The sequence below is a fragment of the Mycolicibacter arupensis genome (genome assembly GCF_002086515.1).
GTDB lineage: Bacteria > Actinomycetota > Actinomycetes > Mycobacteriales > Mycobacteriaceae > Mycobacterium > Mycobacterium arupense.
In genome coordinates this window covers 107,448-127,877 of the sequence record NZ_MVHH01000001.1, presented here as the reverse complement: position 1 = coordinate 127,877, position 20,430 = coordinate 107,448, and the positions used below count along the sequence as shown (strand labels likewise).

The following is a 20,430-nucleotide window of genomic DNA, read 5'->3' as shown; positions in this document are numbered from 1 at the left end:
TCCAACTCCTTACTTTGCGCGCAGCGTTGCGCTAGTGCTTTTTCTACTGTGTATAAGCGGCGCAAGAAATCGATACGGCTTGCATCCGATGGCTCGATCGTGTCACAGCCTGGACAGATGTCAAGGGTGCGCTTTATCACGTGGTCAACGTCACGTTTGCGCGGGGCTGCTGCCAGTGCGCCCGTCGGCGTGTACTAGAGTGGGCTTAACTGTGCGCTCATCGGCCGAATTGGGCGCTATCTCCGCAGGTCAGCGGGATTTATTCGCCGGTGGGGCGACCACGCTCAGGGCATCGGGCACGGCCCGGAACGTCATTGTGGTACGTGTGCCCAGGTATTCGCCGTCAATCTGGGTCGCTATCGGTGTGTCGCCGGCGTCCACGCGCAGGATGGCCACGTCGTCGTCGCGGATGAGTTGCTTGGCTCGCAGCTTCGGCCGTTTCGACAGCATCTGTCGAACCAGCCTCAGCGTGGGTAGAACTTTCATGCTGGTGGTCGCGAACACGCCCATGCCCGATTCGAAGGTGGTGTCGGGGTTGGTCCATACACTCCGGTCGTCGGCGTAGGTCCACGGCGCGCAGTTCGAGACGAAGACCAGATGTACCCCCTCGATCGGCGGATCGTCGCCCACGCGCAGCGTCAACGTCGGCGGGCGGCGAGTGCTGGCCAGCACCGCGGGGACTGCAGCCCGGATGTAGCGCAACGGGGTGACGACGTGGCCCTTCTCGCGCTCGGCCTCTACCGCGGCCACCACTTCGCCGTCGACGCCCATGCCGGCGTTGAGTACCGACCACCGCTCGCCGCAGTCGATGAGCCCGATCCGGCGCCAGACGGGGCCTCCCGGCGGATTGATCAACTCGATGAGCTGATTGGTGGCGGCGATCGGGTCGGCGGCAATCCCCAGCGAGCGGGCGAACACGTTCGCCGACCCGCCGGGCACCACCGCCACCGCGGGCAGGTTCGCCGGAGGCACCGAGCCGGGCTTCCCGAGCATGCCGTTGACCACCCCGTGCACGGTCCCGTCACCGCCGTGAGCGATCACCAGGTCGACACCGTCACGACATGCGGCCTGGCCGATCTCACTGGCGTGACCGTGATAGTCGGTGTGCACCACGGTCAGCTCGAGGCGACTCTTGAGCGCGTGAGCCAGGAGATCTCGGCCCGCGGGCGTGGTGGACGTGGCATTGGGATTGACGATCAGCACGGCACGCACGACTGCTGAGTCTATGGGACGGGTGGTTACGCTGGCGGCGTGAAAGCCGTCGCTGACTCGCCGCGCGCCGTGTTCGGCGCGGGTCTGATCGTTGCAGTGCAGGGTGCGGCCGCGTGGGTGGTCGCGGCAATCCTGGTGGTGCGGGCCTTGGCTGGTGCGGATCAAGAGGCCGCCAACGGCTATGGAACCGCGGCCTGGTTCGCCCTGGTCGGTGCCGCGGTCTCGGCGGCGGGCTGGGCGCTGCTACGGGGCCGGCGGTTCGGGCGGGGCATTGCGGTGTTTGCCAATCTGCTCCTGCTGCCGGTGGCCTGGTACCTGGGCGTGGGTTCGCACCGCTGGGGATACGGCGTGGCGGTAGCTGTGGTGGCGACCGCGGTTTTGGCCGCCTTGTTCAGTCCGGCGGCGCTGCGGTGGGCCGACCAACGCCCATAGCCGACAGGATCGTGCCGAACTTCGTCACGGTTTCGGCCAGTTCTTCGTCCGGATCGGATTCGGCGACTATCCCACCGCCGGCGTGCGCCAGCGCGGATCGGCGGTCGGCGGACAGCTGGGCGCAGCGGATCGCCACCACCCACCGGCCGTCGCCGGCAGCGTCGCACCAGCCCACCGCGCCTGCGTAGAAGCCACGGTCGTCCTCCACCTCGGTGATCAGGTCTACCGCAGCCGCGGTCGGCACCCCGCCTACCGCGGCTGTCGGGTGTAGAGCCAGCGCCAAATCCAGTGCAGTGGTGGCGGTGTCGCGCAATCGGCCGGTGATCGGGGTGTTCAGGTGCCATACCGCGGCGGTGCTGCTCAGCAGTGGCTCCGGTGCGACGTCGAGCTCGGTGCACAGCGGTGCGAGCGCGGCGCGCAGCTGGTCGACCACCAACTGGTGCTCGTGACGGTTCTTACCGGATGCGGCCAATGCCGCGCCGTTGGCGGCGTCGATTTCGGCGTCCGCCGAGCGTGGCGCCGAACCGGCGAACGGCCGGCAGGTCACCCGGTCGCCGTCTCGCGCGACCAGCAGCTCCGGGCTGGCGCCCACCAGCACCGTGCCGGCGTACGGGTCCCCGGCCGCGCTCAGGTCCACCAGATAGCCGTAGCTGCTCGGGTCGGCGGCAATCAACCGGCGCAGCAGAGCGCCGCCATCCAGCGGCGCGTCGGCGCTCAGGCGCAGCCCACGAGCCAGCACCACCTTGTGCAGGGCGCTGTGCGGCGCATTGAGCTCCTCCAGCACCCGCTGGATCCTCGCCCGGTGCTCCTCAGGGGTGGGAACCTGCCCGACGACGCGGACCTCTGGCAGCGCCACGGTGGGCACGGGAGGCAGCGCCTGCTCGCGGCGCAGACCACGCGGGACGAACAGAGCGGCGGCAGCCCCGGGACGGAAAGGCAACGCGCCCACAACGATCGGCGCTCTACCCGCAGTCAATGCGGCTTGGGCTTCGGCGACATCGGGGAATCCGGCAACCGCCGCCTCTGCTGACAACGTTCCGGACGATCCGGACAGCACGAAGGCCGCCGATGACGGCCTCATCCGGCGGTCTTCGGCCCGGTCAGCCCGAGGGCGACGAGCTGACGCACGCCGTGCTCGAAGCCGCACACGGCCAACGACGCCACCGGCATCCCAAACCGTGCTCCTTCGGACAACGGGAGCTCGAGCCACCGGGTGATCAGCGCCCGGGAGAAGTGACCGTGGCTGACGAACACCACGTCACGCGTGGCCAGCTGCCGCAACGCCAGCGCCACCATCTGGTCGGCGCGATCGCTGACCTGTGCCACGGTCTCGCCGCCGGGACCGCCGTGCGCCCAGATCAGCCAATCGGATTCGTCGGCGCGGATCTGTGCGGTGGTCAGACCTTCGTAGCGACCGTAGTCCCATTCGGTGAGGCCCTCGGTGGTCTCATCGACGTGCAGTCCGGCAAGCTCGGCGGTCATCTGCGCGCGTCGCCGCGGGCTGCAGAGCACCAGTGGGTCCTGCGGCGCGAGATCGGCCAGCGTCGCGCGGGCCGCGACGGCCTGGCGACGGCCCACCTCGGTCAATTCCAGCTCGGTGCGTCCGGTGTGCCGACCGTTTCGGGACCACTCGGTTTCACCGTGGCGCAGCAGCAGAAGTCGGTGCTCCTCGATCCCCACGCCCGTCGATTCTGCCCGACGCCGGACATGGGCCCCCGTTTGGTGCTCTCGCGCGGCAAGCCGTGCCAGTATGTCGGTGTGACGGGGATGCGGATCTTGGCGGTTGCCAACCAGAAAGGCGGCGTGGCCAAGACCACGACGGTGGCGTCGCTGGGCGCGGCGATGGCCGAGCTCGGCCGGCGGGTGCTGCTCGTGGACCTCGACCCACAGGGCTGCCTGACCTTCTCCCTGGGGCAGGACCCTGACAAGCTGCCGGTCTCGGTACACGAAGTGCTGCTCGGTGAGGTGGAGCCGAATGCGGCGCTGGTGACCACCGAGGAGGGAATGACCCTGCTGCCGGCCAACATCGACCTGGCCGGAGCCGAGGCGATGCTGTTGATGCGGGCGGGGCGGGAGTACGCCTTGCAGCGAGCGCTGGCCAAGCTGGAAGACGAATTCGATGTCGTCGTCATCGACTGCCCGCCTTCCCTGGGCGTTCTGACGCTCAACGGGCTCACCGCGGCCGGCGAGGTGATCGTGCCCCTGCAGTGTGAGACTCTGGCGCATCGCGGTGTCGGCCAGTTCCTGCGCACGGTCAACGATGTTCAGCAGATCACCAACCCGAAGCTGACGCTGTTGGGTGCGTTACCGACGTTGTATGACTCGCGCACCACGCACAGCCGTGATGTGCTGCTCGACATCGCCGACCGCTATGACCTGCCGGTATTGGCCCCGCCGATTCCGCGTACGGTGCGTTTCGCCGAAGCCAGCGCCTCGGGGGCGTCGGTGATCGCCGCGCGTAAGAACAAGGGCGCGCAGGCGTATCGGCAACTGGCCGAGGCGTTGCTCAAATACTGGAAGACCGGTAAGAAGCTGCCCACCTTCACCCCCGAGGTCTGAGCAGAGGTATCAGCCCAGCGGTGATCGCGAGCGCGGCGGAGCCGGGCGCAGCGGGTCGCCGCCGTCAGCCCAGCGGTGATCGCGAGCGCGGCGGAGCCGGGCGCAGCGGGTCGCCGCCGTCAGCCCAGCGGTGATCGCGAGCGCGGCGGAGCCGGGCGCAGCGGGTCGCCGCCGTCAGCCCAGCGGTGATCGCGAGCGCGGCGGAGCCGGGCGCAGCGGGTCGCCGCCGTCAGCCCAGCGGTGATCGCGAGCGCGGCGGAGCCGGGCGCAGCGGGTCGCCGCCGTCAGCCCAGCGCGACCACGGTGTCGCCGCGCTGTTCCAGCACCATCGGACCTGACACCGCCGGAAACACCGTGGACACCCCGGGAGGGCGGCTGACCGGGATGACGCGTTCGGCCGCGCCGGTGGCTTGATCGAAGACGCCGACCCCATCGGTGACGGGAATCAGCAGGTGATCGGCCATTCGGGCGGCCGGCCCCAGCGGCACGGCGGCACCCGAGGCGGCAATGGTGTAGCGGTAGGCCAGGGTTCCGGAGTCGAACACCATCACGGCATCACCGGTCCACCAGCAGATCAGACCGGTGGGTCGCGATACCGGTAACGCGGCGCTGTCGGCGCTGGGCTTGCCCGGCAGCAGGGTTGTGGAGATCGTGCTGCCCGTCTGGTCGACGACTTCGACCCGGGGCTGCGGAGTGGGCAGATAGATCGCGGTGTTGGGTCCCGAGTCCGAGTCGGTGACCGCGAGCACCCGGGCGCCAGAATCGGCGGCCACTCCCGGTTGGGGTATGTGCTGGGTCTCGGGGTCGTCCTCTTCCTTGCCCGGACGCAGCAGGGTCAGTTGTAAGTCGGTCTGGCCGGCGCAGGCTTCCAGGACCGAGACCGCCGACGAGGCCGCCGCAGCCGACACCAGGGTGCAGCCCTCGCCCCGGCCGCGCGCCGAGGGCTTCACCCTGGCGTCGATCTCGCCGTAGGACAGCACCCGGACCAGGTCCGAACGCCACAGTTCCAGGCGCGTGGGCCCGGCGGAGAGCACCGCGCTTCCTTCGGAGGTCACACGTACCGTGGGGTCGGCGTAGCTGGTGCGGGCCGGCCCCCGCAGGCCGGTCGCGGCGACGATGGCACTGGCCTGGCCGCAGCCGCGGGAGTCGGGATAGACCGCGACGGCGTACCGATAGATCCAGGTCACCGCGCACAGGTCCACGTCCCGGGAATAGCTCCAGCGCTCCTCCCCGGTGGCCGGGTCGCGCCCGCTCATTCGCCGGCCGTCGCCGGTGATCACCGTCCCCGAGACCAGCACCGGCGCCCAGGTCGCCGGGCTTGCGGCTGTCCACGCCTGTGCCAGCGCCGCAGGCACCATGACGGCCGACGGGGGATTGGTCGCTGAGTCCGATGCCGCCTGGCTGACCGTGGCGCGGGCATCGCTGGTCCACCAGATGACCACCCCGACGACCACGATCACGACCGCGATCACCGCTGCCGCGACCAGATCGCCGGAGGTGCGGCGCTCGGGTCGCACCATGTCGGCGGCCTAGCTCAGCTGCCGTTCGCGGCAGCGGCCGCCGGCTTGTTCGGGCGGCGCCGGCGACGACGACGGGGCGCGCTGGGGGCACTGTCGTCAGAGCTGGTGGCGGGCCCGGTCTCGCCCGAGTCGACGGTCTGTGCGGCACCGCCGCCGGCGTCGGCCTGGCCGCCGCGGGTGCGTCGCCGCGACCGACTCGGGTTGCGGGGCGCGCGCTGCCGGTCGGCCGAGGTCTCGCGGCGTTCTTCGTCGCCGCTCTCGGGCCGCTTGGCCGGCGACCGTCGTGTCTTGCCGATCGAGCCGCTCACGTCGGTGGGGATGTTCAGCTCGGTGAACAGGTGCGGGGAGCTGGAGTAGGTCTCGGCAGGATCTGGGCAGCACAGGTTGAGCGCCTTGTCGATCAGCGTCCAGCGGGCCAGTTCGTCCCAGTCGACCAGGGTGACGGCGACGCCGGTCTTGCCGGCGCGGCCGGTGCGGCCGATCCGGTGCACATAGGTCTTCTCGTCGTCGGGGCACTGGTAGTTGATGACGTGCGTGACGTCGTCGATGTCGATGCCGCGGGCCGCCACGTCGGTGGCGACCAGTACGTCGATGTCACCGGTGCGGAACGCCTTGAGGGCCTTCTCGCGGGCGACCTGGTTGAGGTCGCCGTGTACCGCACCCACCTTGAACCCGCGCTCGCCGAGGTCGTCGGCGACCTTCTGGGCGGTGCGCTTGGTGCGGGTGAAGATCATCGTCGCTCCGCGGCCCTGCGCCTGCAGTATCCGTGCCACCAATTCGGCCTTGTCCAGCGCGTGGGCCCGGTAGACGAACTGTTCGGTGGCGTCGTGCACGGCCGAGGAGTGCGGCGCCTCGGCGCGGATGTGGGTGGGCTGGTTCATGAAGCTGCGGGCCAGCGTGATGATCGGTCCGGGCATGGTCGCCGAGAACAGCATGGACTGGCGGTCGTCGGGGATGCGGGACAGGATGCGTTCGATGTCGGGCAGGAAGCCCAGGTCCAGCATCTCGTCGGCCTCATCGAGCACCAGTACGGACAGTCCGCCCAGTTGCAGGTGGCCCTGTTGGGCCAGGTCGAGCAGTCGGCCCGGGGTGCCCACGACCACGTCGGCACCGGCTTGCAGGGCCGCGATCTGCGGCTCGTAGGGTCGGCCGCCGTAGATGGCCTGTACCGACAGCGGGCGGTCGCCGGCGGTCAGGTACTTGGCCGCGTCGGCGAGGTCACCGGAGACCTGGATGCACAGCTCACGGGTGGGTACCACGACCAATGCCCGGGGTGCGCCGGTCAGGGGCCGGTCGGGGCTGGTGCTGACGCGCTGGAGCAGCGGGACGCCGAAGCCGTAGGTCTTGCCCATACCGGTGCGGGCCTGGCCGATCAGATCGTCGCCGGCCAGCGCCAGCGGCAGCGTCAGCTCCTGGATCGCGAAGGCGTGCTCGATGCCGTTCTCGGCCAACGCGCGCACGATCTCATCGCGGACGCCCAGTTCTGCGAAGCTCGGGGGAGTGGTAGGGACAGTGGTGGAAATCAATGGGGTCATGCGCTGGCGGATGCCTTTCGAAGTCGGCGCGGTATATCGGTCGATCGCGGTGTGGGTCGGGGCGCACACACTTCGACGGTCAATACTTCGCCCGTTTTCCAAAGGCTCCGTCGGGGGCCCAGCACTCGCCTAGAGGCGGGCCACCCGCGTGTACGCACATTGCGCGGCAATGCCGAAGGGGCAATGCCTGAGAGACATAGTACCTGGTCGGGCCGGGAAGCGGTCTTTTGCCGCGGAACGCCTACAGTGTGGTGATGAATTCGGTTCCCTCGGCCGACGCGGAAACGCAGCCCGCCCCGCCACGGCTGTCCGCCGATCATCCCGGTGTCAACGAGCTGTTCGCGGCGCTGGCCTACGGCGAGGTGGCCGCGTTCTATCGGCTCACCGACGAGGCCCGGATGGCGCCGGACTTGCGGGGCCGGATCTCGATGGCGGCCATGGCCGCCGCCGAGATGGGCCACTTCGAACTCCTGCGCGAGGCACTCGAGCGCCGCGGTGTCGACGTGGTGACCGCGATGTCGAAATACGCTAGCGCCCTGGACAATTACCACCGATTGACCATGCCCAGCACCTGGCTGGAGGCGCTCGTCAAGACCTACATCGGCGACGCGATGGCCGCCGATTTCTACCTGCAGATCGCCGACGGGCTGCCCGACGAGGTTGGCGACGTGGTGCGCGCGGTGCTGGCCGAGACCAAGCACTCGCAGTTTGTCGTCGATGAAGTTCGCGGCGCGGTCACGGCCAGCGCCAGGCAGCGCAGCCGGCTGGCGTTGTGGTCGCGTCGGCTGCTCGGCGAGGCGATCACCCAGGCTCAGTACGTGTTGGCCGACCGCGATGAACTCGCCGATCTGGTGGTGTCGGGTTCGGCCGGGCTGGCTCAGCTGGCCGGGTTCTTCGATCGCCTGCAGCACACCCACGACGAACGCATGCGCGAGCTGGGCCTGGCCTAGGCCGCGAGGTCCGTTATCGCCCAGGGCGAACGGCCGGTGCGCACCAACGGGGGGCCCGTCCACTAGCCTGCTAGACAACGCCCACCGCAAACGAAAGGGGCCGGCGTGGAGGTCAAGATCGGGGTCACCGACAGCGCGCGCGAACTGGTTATCTCCAGTGCGCAGACGCCCGATGAAGTCGAAAAGCTGGTTGCCGCCGCGCTGGGCACGGGCGCCGAGGGCGCTCTGCTGTCCCTCACCGACCAAAAGGGCCGCCGTTACCTGGTGCAGGCCGCCAAGATCGCCTATGTGGAGATCGGCGTCGCCGACAGTCGGAGGGTCGGTTTCGGGATCGGCGCGGACGTCGCGGCCGAGGCCACTTCCGCTTAGCGGTTCAGCGGCACGTGGGACAGGCCGCCCCACGCGAAAGCGACTGTCCCATCGACGGCGTCTTCCTTGGAGATCGGGCGGTCGCTGTCGAGCCAGTAGCGGGCGCAGTCCACGCTGATCGCGACCAGACCCACCGCCACCATGCGCGCACGGTGCGGGTCCAGCCCGGAATCGTGGCTGACCAGGTCGAAGATGGCGTCGATGCACGACTCGGTGGCTACCCGCACCTGAACCGCGACCTGCGGCTCGGCGACGTTGTCGTTCTCGAAGATCAGCCGATAGCCCTGGCTGTCATGCTCGATGAAGTCGAAGAAGGCCTGCACCGCTGACCGCAGTCGCTGACGGTTGTCGGTGGTGGTGCGCAGCGCCTGGCGCACTCCCGAGACCAGGTTTTCCACATGCCGGGCCAAGACCGCCAGGTACAGCTCCAGCTTCGACGCGAAGTGCTGGTAGAGGATCGGTTTGCTGACACCGGCCCGCTCGGCGATCTCGTCCATGCCGGCTGCGTGGTAGCCGCGGTCGACGAAGACATCACTGGCTGCGATCAACAACTGACCGCGGCGCTCGTCGCGGGGCAGGCGGGTGCCCCGACGGCCACCGGCGGCCGGGGTCTTGGCGCCGCTCGCGCGGCGGCCGGTCGGCTTGGCGCCGTCCCGCTCTGCCGTGTCGATCGGTTTGCTCATCGAGTCCTCAATCTGGTTCTGCCAGACGTCGAGTACTGGTTATCGACGTCCGGTACGTGAGAGCGAGACTACGCGCTGCACCCGTCACTTCCACCAGCGACATCCGCCAACCAGGCCTCGGTCGCCAATTCGATCTCCTCCTGGCGCGCCGAAGAGTCCCAGCTCGCAGACCTTGTGCCATCCTGGGACGGTGACCTACGACCCGGGGCGGAGTGGCGGCGGTCGAGCCCCGGTGCTGCGGGATCGCTTCCGCGAGCCGCTACGCGCCCAGCGTGACCCGCTTGCGGCCGGCGCCGGGCGACTGCGGTCGGACCGCGACGTGCACCGTCAGTGGCGCAAACAGACCTGGCTGGGCCGGTTTGTGTCCACCTACGGTTGGCGTGCCTACGCGCTGCCGGTACTCATGGCGCTCACCGTCGTGGTGGTGTACCAGACCATTACGGGCGTCGGGGTGCGCCCTCATGCCGTCGACGACACGGTTCAGGGCCCCCCGACGATCGGATCGTTGGGCACCTCGATCATCGGGGCGCCGCCGCGCGGCCTCACCGAGTTCGATGTGAACCTGCCTACCGGTGTACTGCCTAACGGCGGTCCGTTCACCGAAGCCGGCGACATGACCTGGCGCGTCATACCGGGAACGGAGCCGCAATTCGGCCAGGGCACCGAGAAGGTATTCGCCTACACCATCGAGGTCGAGAACGGTATCGACACCACGGCGTTCGGTGGTGACGAGGCGTTCGCCCGGATGGTCGATCAGACGCTGCGCAACCCCAAGGGCTGGACACACGCCCCCCAGATCGGGTTCGTTCGGGTCGACGGGAGCGGACCCGTCGCGCCCGACTTCCGTATCTCCCTGACCTCGCCCATCACGGTACGGGAGGGCTGTGGCTACGAGATTCCGCTGGAAGCGTCGTGCTACAACCCGTCCTACGGGGCGAAGTCGGAGCCACGGGTGTTTGTCAACGAGGCCCGCTGGGTTCGTGGTGCAGTGCCCTTCCAAGGTGACATCGGCTCCTATCGCCAGTACCTGATCAACCATGAAGTCGGTCACGCGATCGGTTATCAGCACCACGAACCGTGCGACAAGCAGGACGGGCTGGCGCCGGTGATGATGCAGCAGACGTTCGGTACCTCCAACGACGACGCGGCGAAGTTCGACCCGGACTGGGTGAAGCCGGACGGAAAGACCTGCCGCTTCAACCCCTGGCCGTCGCCGATCGCCTAAGCCCGTCGGCCACTGCCCCGGGAAGCTTGCGCGGCCGTTTGTCGTTGCCTCCGCGAGCTGCTGTGATGAAGTGGCGGATGCGACCTTGAGGAGATACCCGGTGCCGAGATCACTGCCGCCGCTGGTGGAACCGGCGGACGAGCTGACCAGGGACGAGGTGGCGCGCTACAGCCGTCACCTGATCATTCCCGATGTCGGCGTGCAGGGGCAGAAGCGTCTCAAGAATGCCCGGGTACTGGTGATCGGTGCCGGCGGGCTCGGTGCGCCCACGCTGCTGTATCTGGCGGCGGCGGGGGTCGGCACGCTGGGGATCGTCGACTTCGACGTGGTCGAAGAATCGAACCTGCAGCGTCAAGTCATCCACGGGGTGTCCGACATCGGCCGCGCCAAGGCGCAAAGCGCCCGCGACTCGATAGCCGAAGTCAACCCTCTGGTGCAGGTCCGGCTGCACCAGCAGCGGTTGGATCGCTCCAACGCCGTCGAGCTGTTCGCGCAGTATGACCTGGTCCTTGACGGAACCGACAATTTTGCCACTCGCTACCTGGTCAACGATGCCGCGGTCTTGGCGCGCAAGCCCTACATCTGGGGCTCGATCTACCGATTCGAAGGCCAGGTGTCGGTGTTTTGGGAAGATGCGCCGCACGGGCGGGGACTGAATTATCGCGACCTGTACCCCGACCCTCCGCCGCCCGGGTTGGTGCCGTCGTGCGCCGAGGGCGGGGTGCTCGGAGTGCTATGCGCGTCGATCGGTTCGGTGATGAGCACCGAAGCGATCAAGCTGATCACCGGGATCGGCGAGCCGCTGTTAGGGCGGCTGATGATCTATGACGCGTTGGAGATGAGCTACCGCACCATCGCGATCCGCAAGGACCCCTCCACGCCGGCGATCACCGAGTTGATCGACTACGAGGCATTCTGCGGCTCGGTCTCCGAGGACGCGGTCGCCGCGACCGTCGGGTCCACGATCACTCCGGTCGAGCTGCGCGCCCTGCTGGATTCCGGGCAACGGCTGGCGCTGATCGACGTGCGCGAACCGGGAGAGTGGGCGATCAATCACATTGACGGTGCCCAGCTGGTTCCGCAGTCCACGATCAACACGGGTGAGGGTTTGGCGAGGCTGCCGCAGGATCGAATGTCCGTGCTGTACTGCAAGACCGGCGTCCGTTCGGCGCAGGTCCTGGCCACGCTGAAGAAGGCCGGATTCGCCGACGCGGTCCACCTTCAGGGGGGAATTGTGGCGTGGGCCAAGCAGATGCAGCCAGACATGGTCATGTACTAGTGGCGCCTGTTGGGTAAATCCCGGCGCACAGATCGCGACATGACCCGCCGCGCCCGGCTCCGCCGTGCTTGCGATGCCCGCGGTTAGTCTTATCGGGTGACCCTCGAGCCGCCGCCTGAACATGTGCTGGCGACGTTCGGTATTCGCAACGTTTCGCCCACACCGCTCGGTGCCGGCTGGGAAGACGGCTGGAAATGCGGGGAAGTGGTCCTGTCGATGGTCGCCGACCATGCCAGGGCCGCATGGTCGGCGAAGGTGCGCGAGACCCTGTTCGCCGACGGCATCCGCCTGGCCCGCCCGGTTCGTTCCACCGACGGACGCTACGTGGTCTCGGGTTGGCGGGCCGACACCTTCGTCGGAGGCAGTCCCGAGCCCCGCCATGACGAGGTTGTGTCGGCGGCGGTGCGGCTCCACGAAGCCACCTCCACATTGGAGCGGCCCCGGTTCCTCACTCAGGCGCCGGTGGCGCCATGGGCCGATGTCGATGTGTTCATCGCCGCCGATCGGGCCGCCTGGGAAGACCGGCCTTTCGCCTCGCTGCAGTCCGGCGCCCGGCTGGCACCGGGTTCGGTGGACGGCCAGCGATCGATCGACCTGATCAATCAACTGGCCACCCTGCGCAAGCCCACCAAGATTCCCAGTCAGTTGGTGCATGGCGACCTCTACGGAACGGTGCTGTTCTCCGGTGCTGCGGCGCCGGGCATCACCGACATCACGCCCTACTGGCGTCCGGCGTCGTGGGCCGCCGGGGTGGTGGTCGTGGATGCTCTGTCGTGGGGCGATGCCGACGACGGGCTCATCGAACGTTGGGAGAATCTGCCCGAGTGGCCGCAGATGCTGTTGCGCGCATTGATGTTCCGCCTCGCGGTGCACGCACTGCATCCGCGGTCGACGGAGGAGGCATTCCCCGGGCTGGCGCGCACGGCGGCGTTGGTTCGTCTGGCTCTGTAGGTTTCGACCGGGCGCACGCCGAATGTGCACTCAGGACGGGATTCCCGCCGCTGGTTCGCGCTGAATGCACGCTCGGTGACGCGTCGGTTGCTCAGAACCGGTGACGCAGCGCGCGCAGATCCACCTTCCCATCGACGGCCAACACTCCCTCGGCGCGCAGGCGCTCCAACTGCTCGGTGCTCAGGTGTGACGCCGGCCGGCCTGAGGCCGGAATCACCCGGTGCCACGGCAGATCGGAGCCGTCGATCCGCAGAATCCAGCCCACGATGCGGGCGCTGGAAAGCCCTGCGGCAGAAGCGACGTCGCCATAGGTGGTGACGCGGCCGACGGGCACGCTGGTGATCAACGCGCGCACCCGCTCGACTTGGTCGTCGGTGACGGCGGCCACGGCGTTGCCTGCCCTAGTTCCGGGAGAGCTGCGCGCGGATCACGGCGGCGGTCTCGGCGGGGCGGGCCTGGTCGACCATGTGATTGCAGTTGAAGTCGATCAGCTGGAAATTCGCACCCAGGCTGTCCCGCAGGCCGTCGATGAGCGCCCCCTCCACATACGGCGGCGAAGTCCGGGTGGCCCGCACCAGGGTGGTCGGCGTGGATCCGGGCAGCACGACGGGGCGGGCCAACTCACTCCAGTACGACATGACCGCGGGCACGCTGATCCGCCAACCGAAACGCCCCGAGGGCGCGGCGACCAGATGCTCGTCGATCTCGATGTCGAGCAGGCCGGGATCAACGTCGGACCAGGCGCCGTTCTCCTTCTCGGCCCGCGCTTCGGCGGCGTCGGGATAGTCGGGGGAGGCCAGCATCGCAGCGGCGATTGTGGCCATCCACTGTCCGTCCAACCCGATCGCCGGGTCCAACAGAATCAGCGCGTCGACCAGGTCGGGGCGTGCCGCAGCCAGGTGCAGGGCGATGGCGCCGCCGAAGGAATGCGCCACCACCGGGACCGGCCCGTCGGCCGCCTCCTCAAGGAGGGAAGCCAGTGCCTCCACGTTGGCGTCGATGGACCACGGCGCCGCCCACGAGGAGCGTCCGTGGCCGATCAGATCCGGTGCCGCGACGGCGACCTCGGGCAGATGGCCGGCCACAAAACGCCAGCGGGCTCCGTGGCCGGTCAGTCCGTGGACCGCCAACAAGCCCACGGGGCCGTCCGGGCCGTAGCGGTGCACGTGCAGTCGTTGCTCGGGATTCACGCGTCGATGGTGCCAGCTGAGCCGGTACTTGTCAGAGGGCAGTGCTGTCATAGGAGGCATGGCACAGCACTGGGGTTCGCAGGCCGCGCAGGTCGCCGCGGTACTCGACCCGCGGGCCTCCGGCGTGGTCCAGGTGCGGGGCGGGCCTGGAACCGGCAAGACCACCCTGTTGGCCGAGGCGGCTAGCGCGCACATCGCTGACGGTGTGGACGCCAATTCGGTGCTGCTGCTGACGGGGGCGGGCCGGCTTCCCGCCGCGGACCGGGGGGCGCTGACGGCACGGTTGCTGGCTGCCGGCGCGCCTGCGGCGGGCCGAGCAGTCCGCGAGCCACTGGTGCGCAGCGTGCATGGCTACGCCTTCGCGGTGCTCCAACGCGCTGCGCGGCGGGCCGAGGCCACCCCGCCGCGGCTGGTGACCGGTGCCGAACAGGACAGCGTTATCCGCGAACTGCTCGCCGGGGACGGTGCCGGGGCCTGGCCGCCGGCCTTGCATGCGGCCCTGGCCACCGACGGGTTCACCACCGAACTGCGTGACTTGATGGCACGGTGCGCCGAGCGCGGAGTCGACCCGGCTGAGTTGATCAGGTTGGGCAAACGGTGCCGCCGCCCGGAGTGGACCGCCGCCGGCCGGTTCGCCCGGCAGTACGAGCAGGTGATGCTGCTGCGTGCCGCGGTCGGTACTGCAGCGCCCCAGGCGACCACGCCGGCGCTCGGTGCCGCGGAGTTGGTCGGGGCGGCGCTGGAGGCGTTCGCCACCGACCCGGATCTGCTCCTGGACGAACGCAGCCGCATCCGGCTGCTGCTCGTCGACGACGCGCAGCAGCTCGACCCACAGGCCGCCCAGCTGGTGCGGGTGCTCGCTGCCGGAGTGCACCGCACGGTGATCGCCGGTGACCCCGACCAGGCGGTGTTCGGCTTTCGTGGCGCCGAACCCACCGTGTTGCTGGACCGCGACGTGCCGGCTGATCGGGCCGCGGTGCCGGTGGTGACGCTGACGACCTCGCACCGCTGCGCCCCGGCGGTGGCCCGGGCGATCAGCTCTGTCGCCCGCCGCCTGCCCGGCTCCAGTGCCACCCGTCGGCTCGACGGAACCGGAGCGGACGACGGCGTGGTTCGCGTGTGCACCGCGCCGACCGCCCACGCCGAGGCCGCCCTGATCGCGGACACGCTTCGGCGTGCCCACCTGATCGACGGCGTGCCCTGGTCTCAGATGGCGGTGATCGTGCGGTCTGTGCCGCGGGCGGCCGCACGGCTGCCCCGGACGCTGGCCGCCGCAGGCATCCCGGTCGCGCTCCCGGCCGGCGGAGGGTTGCTGGCGGAGCAGCCCGCGGTCGCTGCGCTGCTCACGGTGCTCGAATGCACGGCTGAGGCGGTGGATGGACCACGGGCACTGGCTCTGCTCAGCGGGCCCATCGGACGGGTGGATCCGATCTCCCTGAGGCAGCTGCAACGCACGCTGCGCCGCGGCGCGGCCGGCTCCCCGGATTCGGCCGACCCCGGTGCACCCCTGGCGGCGGTACTCACCGGCGCGCCCAGGGAGCTGCCGGCCGCGCATGCCCGTGCACTGCGGCGGGTGCGTGCGGTCTTGCAGGCCGCCGCCCGCAGTCATGCCGGCGGCTGCGACCCGCACCACACGCTCTGGCAGGCCTGGAATCGGTCCGGCCTGCAGCAGCGCTGGCTCTCGGCCTCCGAGCGCGGGGGTCCGGCCGGGGCCCAAGCCAGCCGGGATCTGGATGCGGTGACCGCGCTCTTCGACCTTGCCGAGCAGTACGTGGCGCGCACGGCCGGCACCACCGTGACCGGACTCGTCGAGTACGTCACGGCCATGCAACTGGCGTCGCCGCGCACCGAATCCACGGTGGGCGCCGAGGCGGTGGCGGTGCTCAGTGCGCACGCCGCCCTCGGACGCGAATGGGATCTGGTGGTGGTCGCAGGTGTCCAGGAAGGCTTGTGGCCCAACACCGTTCCGCGGGGCGGTGTGCTGGGAACCCAGCGGCTTCTGGACACCCTGCACGGATTCGGTGAAGAGGTCTCGGCCCGGGCACCGTTACTGGCCGAAGAACGGCGCCTGCTGGTGGCTGCGCTGGGCCGAGCCCGGCGCAGGTTGGTGATCACCGCCGTCGACGGCGACGTGGACGGCGGCGCCGACGAACAGATCCCCTCGGAGTTCGTCGCCGAACTCGCCGCTTGCGCCACCGGCGAGCAGGCCCGCGTGCCCGCGGCGCCCGGTGTAACCGCGCCGGTGCTCTCGGCAGCCGGGCTGGTGGGCCGCCTGCGCGCCGTGGTCTGCGCACCTGAGGGGGTGGTGACCGATGCCGAACGTGCCGATGCGGCACGGCAGTTGGCGCGCCTTGCCCGGGCCGGGGTGCCCGGTGCCGATCCGCAGGGCTGGTATGGCACGGCACCGGTGAGCACGGAGGAACCGTTGTGGCGCCCCGGCTCGGGGGAGGTCGTCACCTTGTCACCCTCAGCCGTGCAGAGCCTGCTGGACTGTCCGCTGCGTTGGTTGGCCGAACGTCATGGGGGAACCGATGGCCCAGATCTGCGTTCGACGATCGGATCGGTGATACACGCTCTGGTCGCCGAATCGGGCCGCAGCCCACAGGAAATGATCGCCGAGCTGGACCGGGCATGGCAACAGCTGCCCTTCACCTCCCGGTGGTACTCGGCCAACGAACACGACCGGCACCGGGCCTTGATCGAGGCTTTTGCTGCCTGGCGAGCCCAGACCCGCGGCGAACTCACCGAGGTGGGCACCGAAGTGCCCTTCGACGGTGTGATCGACGCAGGCGAGGGCGTGCGCCTGCGCGGCCGGATCGACCGGGTTGAGCGTGACGCCGCCGGGCGGCTGGTGGTGGTCGACGTCAAGACGGCGAAGAGCCCGGTCAGCAAGGACGACGCGCAGCAGCACGCCCAGCTCGCCGTCTACCAGCTGGCGGTGGAGGCCGGCCTCATCGGTGCCGACGAACAGCCCGGCGGCGGCCGGCTGGTGTATCCGGCCAAGCCGGGCGGGGACGGCGCCACCGAACGCGAACAAGACGCCCTCACCCCCGAGACCGGTGGCCAATGGACGGAGCGGATCGCGCAGGCAGCCGCGGCCACTGCCGGGCCGCAATTCGCCGCCCGTGTCAACGACGGCTGCCGGCATTGCCCGATGCGTCCGGTCTGCCCGGCGCACGCTCCGGGGTGCGGCGCATGAGTGCCCGCTACGAACCCGCCGAACTGGCAGAGGCGCTGGGACTGCATCAGCCTACCGAGGAGCAGGCCGCGGTCATCGCCGCACCACCGGGGCCCCTGGTGGTGATTGCCGGCGCGGGCGCCGGCAAAACGGAGACGATGGCCGCCCGGGTGGTGTGGCTGGTCGCCAACGGCTATGCCGAACCCGGGCAGGTGTTGGGTCTGACGTTCACCAGAAAGGCAGCGGGCCAGCTGCTGCGCCGGGTCCATTCGAGACTGGCGCGGCTGGCCGGTGCCGGGCTGATGGCGGCAGAACCGAGCCAAACCGGACCGGGAAGACTCGACGCTGCCTCGGCGGCAACACCGGTGGTGAGCACCTACCACGCGTTCGCGGGTGCCCTGCTGCGCGAGCACGGGCTGTTGCTCGGAATCGAGCCGGACACCCGGCTGCTGACGGAGACCGCCTTGTGGCAGATGGCTTTCGACGTGGTCAGCGGTTATTCAGGGGAACTACGCACCCATCGGGACCCGGCTGCGGTCACCGCCATGGTGTTGCGTCTCTCCGGTGAGCTGGCCGAACATCTGGTGGACACCGGCTCACTGCGCCACACGCACCTGGAATTGGAGCGGCTGGTGCTGACGTTGCCGCCCGGGCCGCGCCAGCGTGCCGATCCCAGCCAGTCGCTGCTCAAGATGTTGGACACCCAAACCGAACGCGCTGAACTGGTGCCGCTGATCGATGCGCTGCACCAGCGCATGCGAGCGGAACGGGCCATGGACTTCGGCGCCCAGATGGCCACCGCCGCTCGCCTGGCCCGTTCTCACGAGGCGGTCGGGGCCCGGTTGCGTGCCACCTACCGGGTGGTGTTGCTCGATGAGTACCAAGACACCGGACACGCCCAGCGCATCGCCTTGTCGTCGCTGTTCGGAGGCGGCGCCGACGACAGCCTGGCGCTCACGGCGGTGGGCGACCCGATTCAGTCGATCTACGGCTGGCGCGGCGCCTCGGCAACCAACCTGCCCCGTTTCGCGACCGATTTCCCGATGTCCGACGGAAGCCCGGCCCCCACGCTGGAGCTGCGGACCAGCTGGCGCAACCCACCCGAGGTGCTGCACCTGGCCAATGAGGTCTCCGCCGAGGCGCGGCAGCGCTCCGTCACGGTGCAGTCGCTGCGGCCTCGCCCCGCCGCACCCCCCGGCGACGTGCGGGTGGCGCTGCTGCCCGACGTGACCGCCGAAGTCGAGTGGGTCGCCGAGTCGTTGCAGCGCTGCTACCAGCAGGCCGGGGCCGACGGCGTTGCCCCGCCCACCGCCGCGGTGCTGGTGCGGCGCAACGCCGATGCCGCGCCGCTGGCCGCGGCGATCCGCGCCCGCGGCGTCCCGGTGGAGGTGGTGGGCCTTGCCGGGCTGCTGTCCGTTCCGGAAGTGGCAGACCTGGTGGCGATGTTGCGACTGATCCAAGAGCCGACCGCCGGAGCTGCGGCAATGCGCGTTCTCACCGGACCGCGTTGGCGCCTGGGCGCCGCCGATCTGGCCGCGCTGTGGCGGCGTGCGGCCGAGCTGGCCCGGCCCCACGCGTCGAGCGCACCGGCCTCGGCCGCGGAGATCGCCGCCGCGGCCGGGCCAGATGCCGACACCGCCTGCCTGGCCGACGCACTCGCTGATCCCGGACCCGCCGAACGCTATTCGGCGGTGGGGCACCGCCGCATCGTGGCCCTCGCCGAGGAGCTGACCCTGCTGCGTGGCCACCTCTGGCATCCGCTACCCGACTTGGTGGCTGAAGTTCGTCGGGTGCTGGGCCTGGACTGTGAGGTGCTCGCCGCCCAGCCGCTGACGACAGGGGGATCGGGCACCGACCAACTGGACGCCTTCGCCGACGTGGTGGCCGGGTATGCCGACGCGGCCGGGGCACCTGCATCGCTTCCCGGCCTGCTGGCCTACCTGGAGGCGGCTGAAGTGGTCGAGAACGGGTTGGCGCCGGCGGCACCGGCGGTGGCCGCCGACCGCGTCCAGATCTTGACGGTGCACGCCGCCAAGGGGCTGGAATGGCAGGTGGTCGCGATCCCGCACCTGGTGGCGCGGGTGTTTCCCTCGACCGCATCGCGGCGCAGCTGGCTGTCCGACGCGGCAGAACTACCTCCGCTGTTGCGCGGCGACCGCGCTCAACGCGGTGGCGAGTTCGTCGAGGGAGTCCCGATTCTCGACACTGACGCGGTCACCCACCGCAAGCAGCTGTCCGATGCCATCGCCGAACACCAGCGCCGGCTGGACCAGCGGCGGGTCGATGAAGAGCGCCGGCTGCTGTATGTGGCGGTGACGCGGGCCGAGGACACCCTGCTGGTCTCGGGGCACCACTGGGGGGCGGGGGAGACCAAGCCGCGCGGGCCCTCGGTGTTCCTCACCGAGATCAAGGCGGTGATCGACAACGCGGCGGACGCGGGGACCCCCTGCGGAGTCGTGCAGCACTGGGCGCAGGAGCCCGCCGAAGGTGAGGCAAATCCCCTGCGCGACAGCGCCGAAGAAGGAGTATGGCCGGTCGATCCGCTGGCTGGACGGCGCGGCCACGTCGATCACGGTGCGGCACTGGTGTCCGCACAGCTGCAGGCCGACGAATCGTCGGACGGTGAGCTGCCGTCCAGCCCGTGGGCCGCCGACGTCGATGCCCTGCTGGCGGAGCGTGCCTCCTCCGCGGGGCAGCCGGTCCGCACGCTGCCCCAGCAACTTTCGGTGAGCGGCCTGGTCGAGTTGAGTCGTGACCCGGACGGCGCGCCGCAGCGCCTGAGTCGGCGCCTTCCCGCCCGTCCGGACCCGCATGCGTTGCTGGGCACGGCGTTTCACGATTGGGTTCAGCGGCTCTACGGGGCGGAGCATTTGTTCGAGCTCGACGATCTGCCAGGCGCAGCCGACGCCGACATGGCCCGCGCTGATGCGCAGGAGCTGGCCCATCTGCAGGCGGCTTTTCTGGAGTCGCCGTGGGCCGCCCGAACACCCACCGCCGTCGAGGTGCCTTTCGAGATGACCCTCGGCACTCACGTGGTGCGGGGCCGGATCGATGCGGTGTTCGCAGAGCCGGACGGCGGCGTGACCGTCGTGGACTGGAAGACCGGCACGGCTCCCGACGGCCCGGACGCTCGCCGGCACGCCGCGGTGCAGTTGGCGGTCTACCGGCTCGCCTGGGCCGCGCTGAGCGGCTGTCCGGTATCGCAGGTCCGAGCCGCCTTCCACTACGTGCGCGCCGGCAGCACTGTCGTGCCCGATGAACTGCCCGAACACCATGAGCTGGCCGCGCTGCTAGACAGCTGAGTCGTGTGGTTACAGTGGGTCCGTGCGTCACGTGCGACCGATGAC

17 protein-coding genes are annotated in these 20,430 nt (G+C 69.8%); 9 read left to right on the top strand and 8 right to left on the bottom strand.

Annotation, left to right across the window (positions count from 1 at the left end; all coding sequences use genetic code 11):
* Nucleotides 1-249: 249 nt before the first annotated feature.
* Entirely contained in the window at nucleotides 250-1,212 is a 963-nt protein-coding gene (locus tag BST15_RS00580) for a diacylglycerol/lipid kinase family protein (protein ID WP_046189157.1), read from the bottom strand.
* A gap of 39 nt (nucleotides 1,213-1,251) precedes the next feature.
* Here BST15_RS00580 and BST15_RS00575 point away from each other — a divergent pair, with 39 nt between their 5' ends.
* Nucleotides 1,252-1,644, top strand: coding sequence for a hypothetical protein (locus BST15_RS00575; protein ID WP_046189158.1), 393 nt, complete (start codon nucleotides 1,252-1,254; stop codon nucleotides 1,642-1,644).
* On the opposite strand, the gene BST15_RS00570 is transcribed toward BST15_RS00575, so the two are convergent.
* Both BST15_RS00570 and BST15_RS00565 read right to left on the bottom strand, forming a co-directional pair.
* A complete protein-coding gene (locus tag BST15_RS00570; RefSeq protein WP_083070758.1) occupies nucleotides 1,604-2,725 on the bottom strand; it encodes an isochorismate synthase in 1,122 nt (373 codons plus the stop codon). The two genes, BST15_RS00575 and BST15_RS00570, sit on opposite strands and share 41 nt — an antisense overlap.
* Nucleotides 2,722-3,324 carry an acid phosphatase gene (locus BST15_RS00565; protein WP_083070757.1) on the bottom strand — a complete coding sequence of 201 codons (603 nt, stop codon included), beginning with the start codon at nucleotides 3,322-3,324 and terminating at the stop codon, nucleotides 2,722-2,724. Before BST15_RS00565 ends, BST15_RS00570 begins: the two co-directional genes overlap by 4 nt.
* Nucleotides 3,325-3,402: 78 nt before the next feature.
* Here BST15_RS00565 and BST15_RS00560 point away from each other — a divergent pair, with 78 nt between their 5' ends.
* A complete protein-coding gene (locus BST15_RS00560) occupies nucleotides 3,403-4,203 on the top strand; it encodes a ParA family protein (RefSeq protein WP_046189169.1) in 801 nt (266 codons plus the stop codon).
* Nucleotides 4,204-4,487: 284 nt separating this feature from the next.
* Here the strand turns inward: BST15_RS00560 and BST15_RS00550 are convergent, their stop codons facing one another.
* On the bottom strand, nucleotides 4,488-5,723 hold the full coding sequence (locus tag BST15_RS00550; RefSeq protein WP_046189160.1) for an Rv3212 family protein: 1,236 nt from the start codon (nucleotides 5,721-5,723) through the stop codon (nucleotides 4,488-4,490).
* 14 nt (nucleotides 5,724-5,737) lie between these two features.
* Nucleotides 5,738-7,258: a DEAD/DEAH box helicase gene (locus BST15_RS00545; RefSeq protein WP_046686367.1), complete on the bottom strand. Its 1,521-nt coding sequence runs from the start codon at nucleotides 7,256-7,258 to the stop codon at nucleotides 5,738-5,740.
* 254 nt (nucleotides 7,259-7,512) lie between these two features.
* Here BST15_RS00545 and BST15_RS00540 point away from each other — a divergent pair, with 254 nt between their 5' ends.
* Nucleotides 7,513-8,208 (top strand): ferritin-like fold-containing protein, encoded by a 696-nt coding sequence (locus BST15_RS00540; protein WP_046191480.1) that lies wholly within the window; start codon nucleotides 7,513-7,515, stop codon nucleotides 8,206-8,208.
* A 105-nt stretch (nucleotides 8,209-8,313) separates the two neighbouring features.
* Nucleotides 8,314-8,577 (top strand): DUF3107 domain-containing protein, encoded by a 264-nt coding sequence (locus BST15_RS00535; protein WP_046191481.1) that lies wholly within the window; start codon nucleotides 8,314-8,316, stop codon nucleotides 8,575-8,577.
* Here the strand turns inward: BST15_RS00535 and BST15_RS00530 are convergent.
* On the bottom strand, nucleotides 8,574-9,260 hold the full coding sequence (locus BST15_RS00530) for an HTH-type transcriptional activator FasR (protein ID WP_046686365.1): 687 nt from the start codon (nucleotides 9,258-9,260) through the stop codon (nucleotides 8,574-8,576). The two genes, BST15_RS00535 and BST15_RS00530, sit on opposite strands and share 4 nt — an antisense overlap.
* Nucleotides 9,261-9,450: 190 nt before the next feature.
* On the opposite strand from BST15_RS00530, the gene BST15_RS00525 reads away from it, so the two are divergent.
* The 3 genes from BST15_RS00525 (at nucleotide 9,451) to BST15_RS00515 (ending at nucleotide 12,715) form a co-directional block, all read left to right on the top strand.
* A complete protein-coding gene (locus tag BST15_RS00525; RefSeq protein ID WP_109370718.1) occupies nucleotides 9,451-10,485 on the top strand; it encodes a DUF3152 domain-containing protein in 1,035 nt (344 codons plus the stop codon).
* A gap of 100 nt (nucleotides 10,486-10,585) precedes the next feature.
* Nucleotides 10,586-11,764 (top strand): adenylyltransferase/sulfurtransferase MoeZ, encoded by a 1,179-nt coding sequence (gene moeZ, locus BST15_RS00520; protein WP_109370719.1) that lies wholly within the window; start codon nucleotides 10,586-10,588, stop codon nucleotides 11,762-11,764.
* A 96-nt stretch (nucleotides 11,765-11,860) separates the two neighbouring features.
* Nucleotides 11,861-12,715 (top strand): TIGR02569 family protein, encoded by an 855-nt coding sequence (locus BST15_RS00515; RefSeq protein WP_046191171.1) that lies wholly within the window; start codon nucleotides 11,861-11,863, stop codon nucleotides 12,713-12,715.
* A gap of 91 nt (nucleotides 12,716-12,806) precedes the next feature.
* Here the strand turns inward: BST15_RS00515 and BST15_RS00510 are convergent, their stop codons facing one another.
* On the bottom strand, nucleotides 12,807-13,103 hold the full coding sequence (locus BST15_RS00510) for an MGMT family protein (protein WP_046191172.1): 297 nt from the start codon (nucleotides 13,101-13,103) through the stop codon (nucleotides 12,807-12,809).
* A gap of 13 nt (nucleotides 13,104-13,116) precedes the next feature.
* Nucleotides 13,117-13,956, bottom strand: a complete 840-nt coding sequence (locus BST15_RS00505; protein ID WP_083070756.1) for an alpha/beta fold hydrolase — start codon at nucleotides 13,954-13,956, stop codon at nucleotides 13,117-13,119.
* Nucleotides 13,957-13,963: 7 nt separating this feature from the next.
* On the opposite strand from BST15_RS00505, the gene BST15_RS00500 reads away from it, so the two are divergent.
* Both BST15_RS00500 and BST15_RS00495 read left to right on the top strand, forming a co-directional pair.
* Nucleotides 13,964-17,104 carry an ATP-dependent helicase gene (locus BST15_RS00500; RefSeq protein ID WP_046191174.1) on the top strand — a complete coding sequence of 1,047 codons (3,141 nt, stop codon included), beginning with the start codon at nucleotides 13,964-13,966 and terminating at the stop codon, nucleotides 17,102-17,104.
* Nucleotides 17,101-20,385, top strand: a complete 3,285-nt coding sequence (locus BST15_RS00495) for an ATP-dependent helicase (RefSeq protein WP_083070770.1) — start codon at nucleotides 17,101-17,103, stop codon at nucleotides 20,383-20,385. Before BST15_RS00500 ends, BST15_RS00495 begins: the two co-directional genes overlap by 4 nt.
* Nucleotides 20,386-20,430 lie beyond the last annotated feature (45 nt).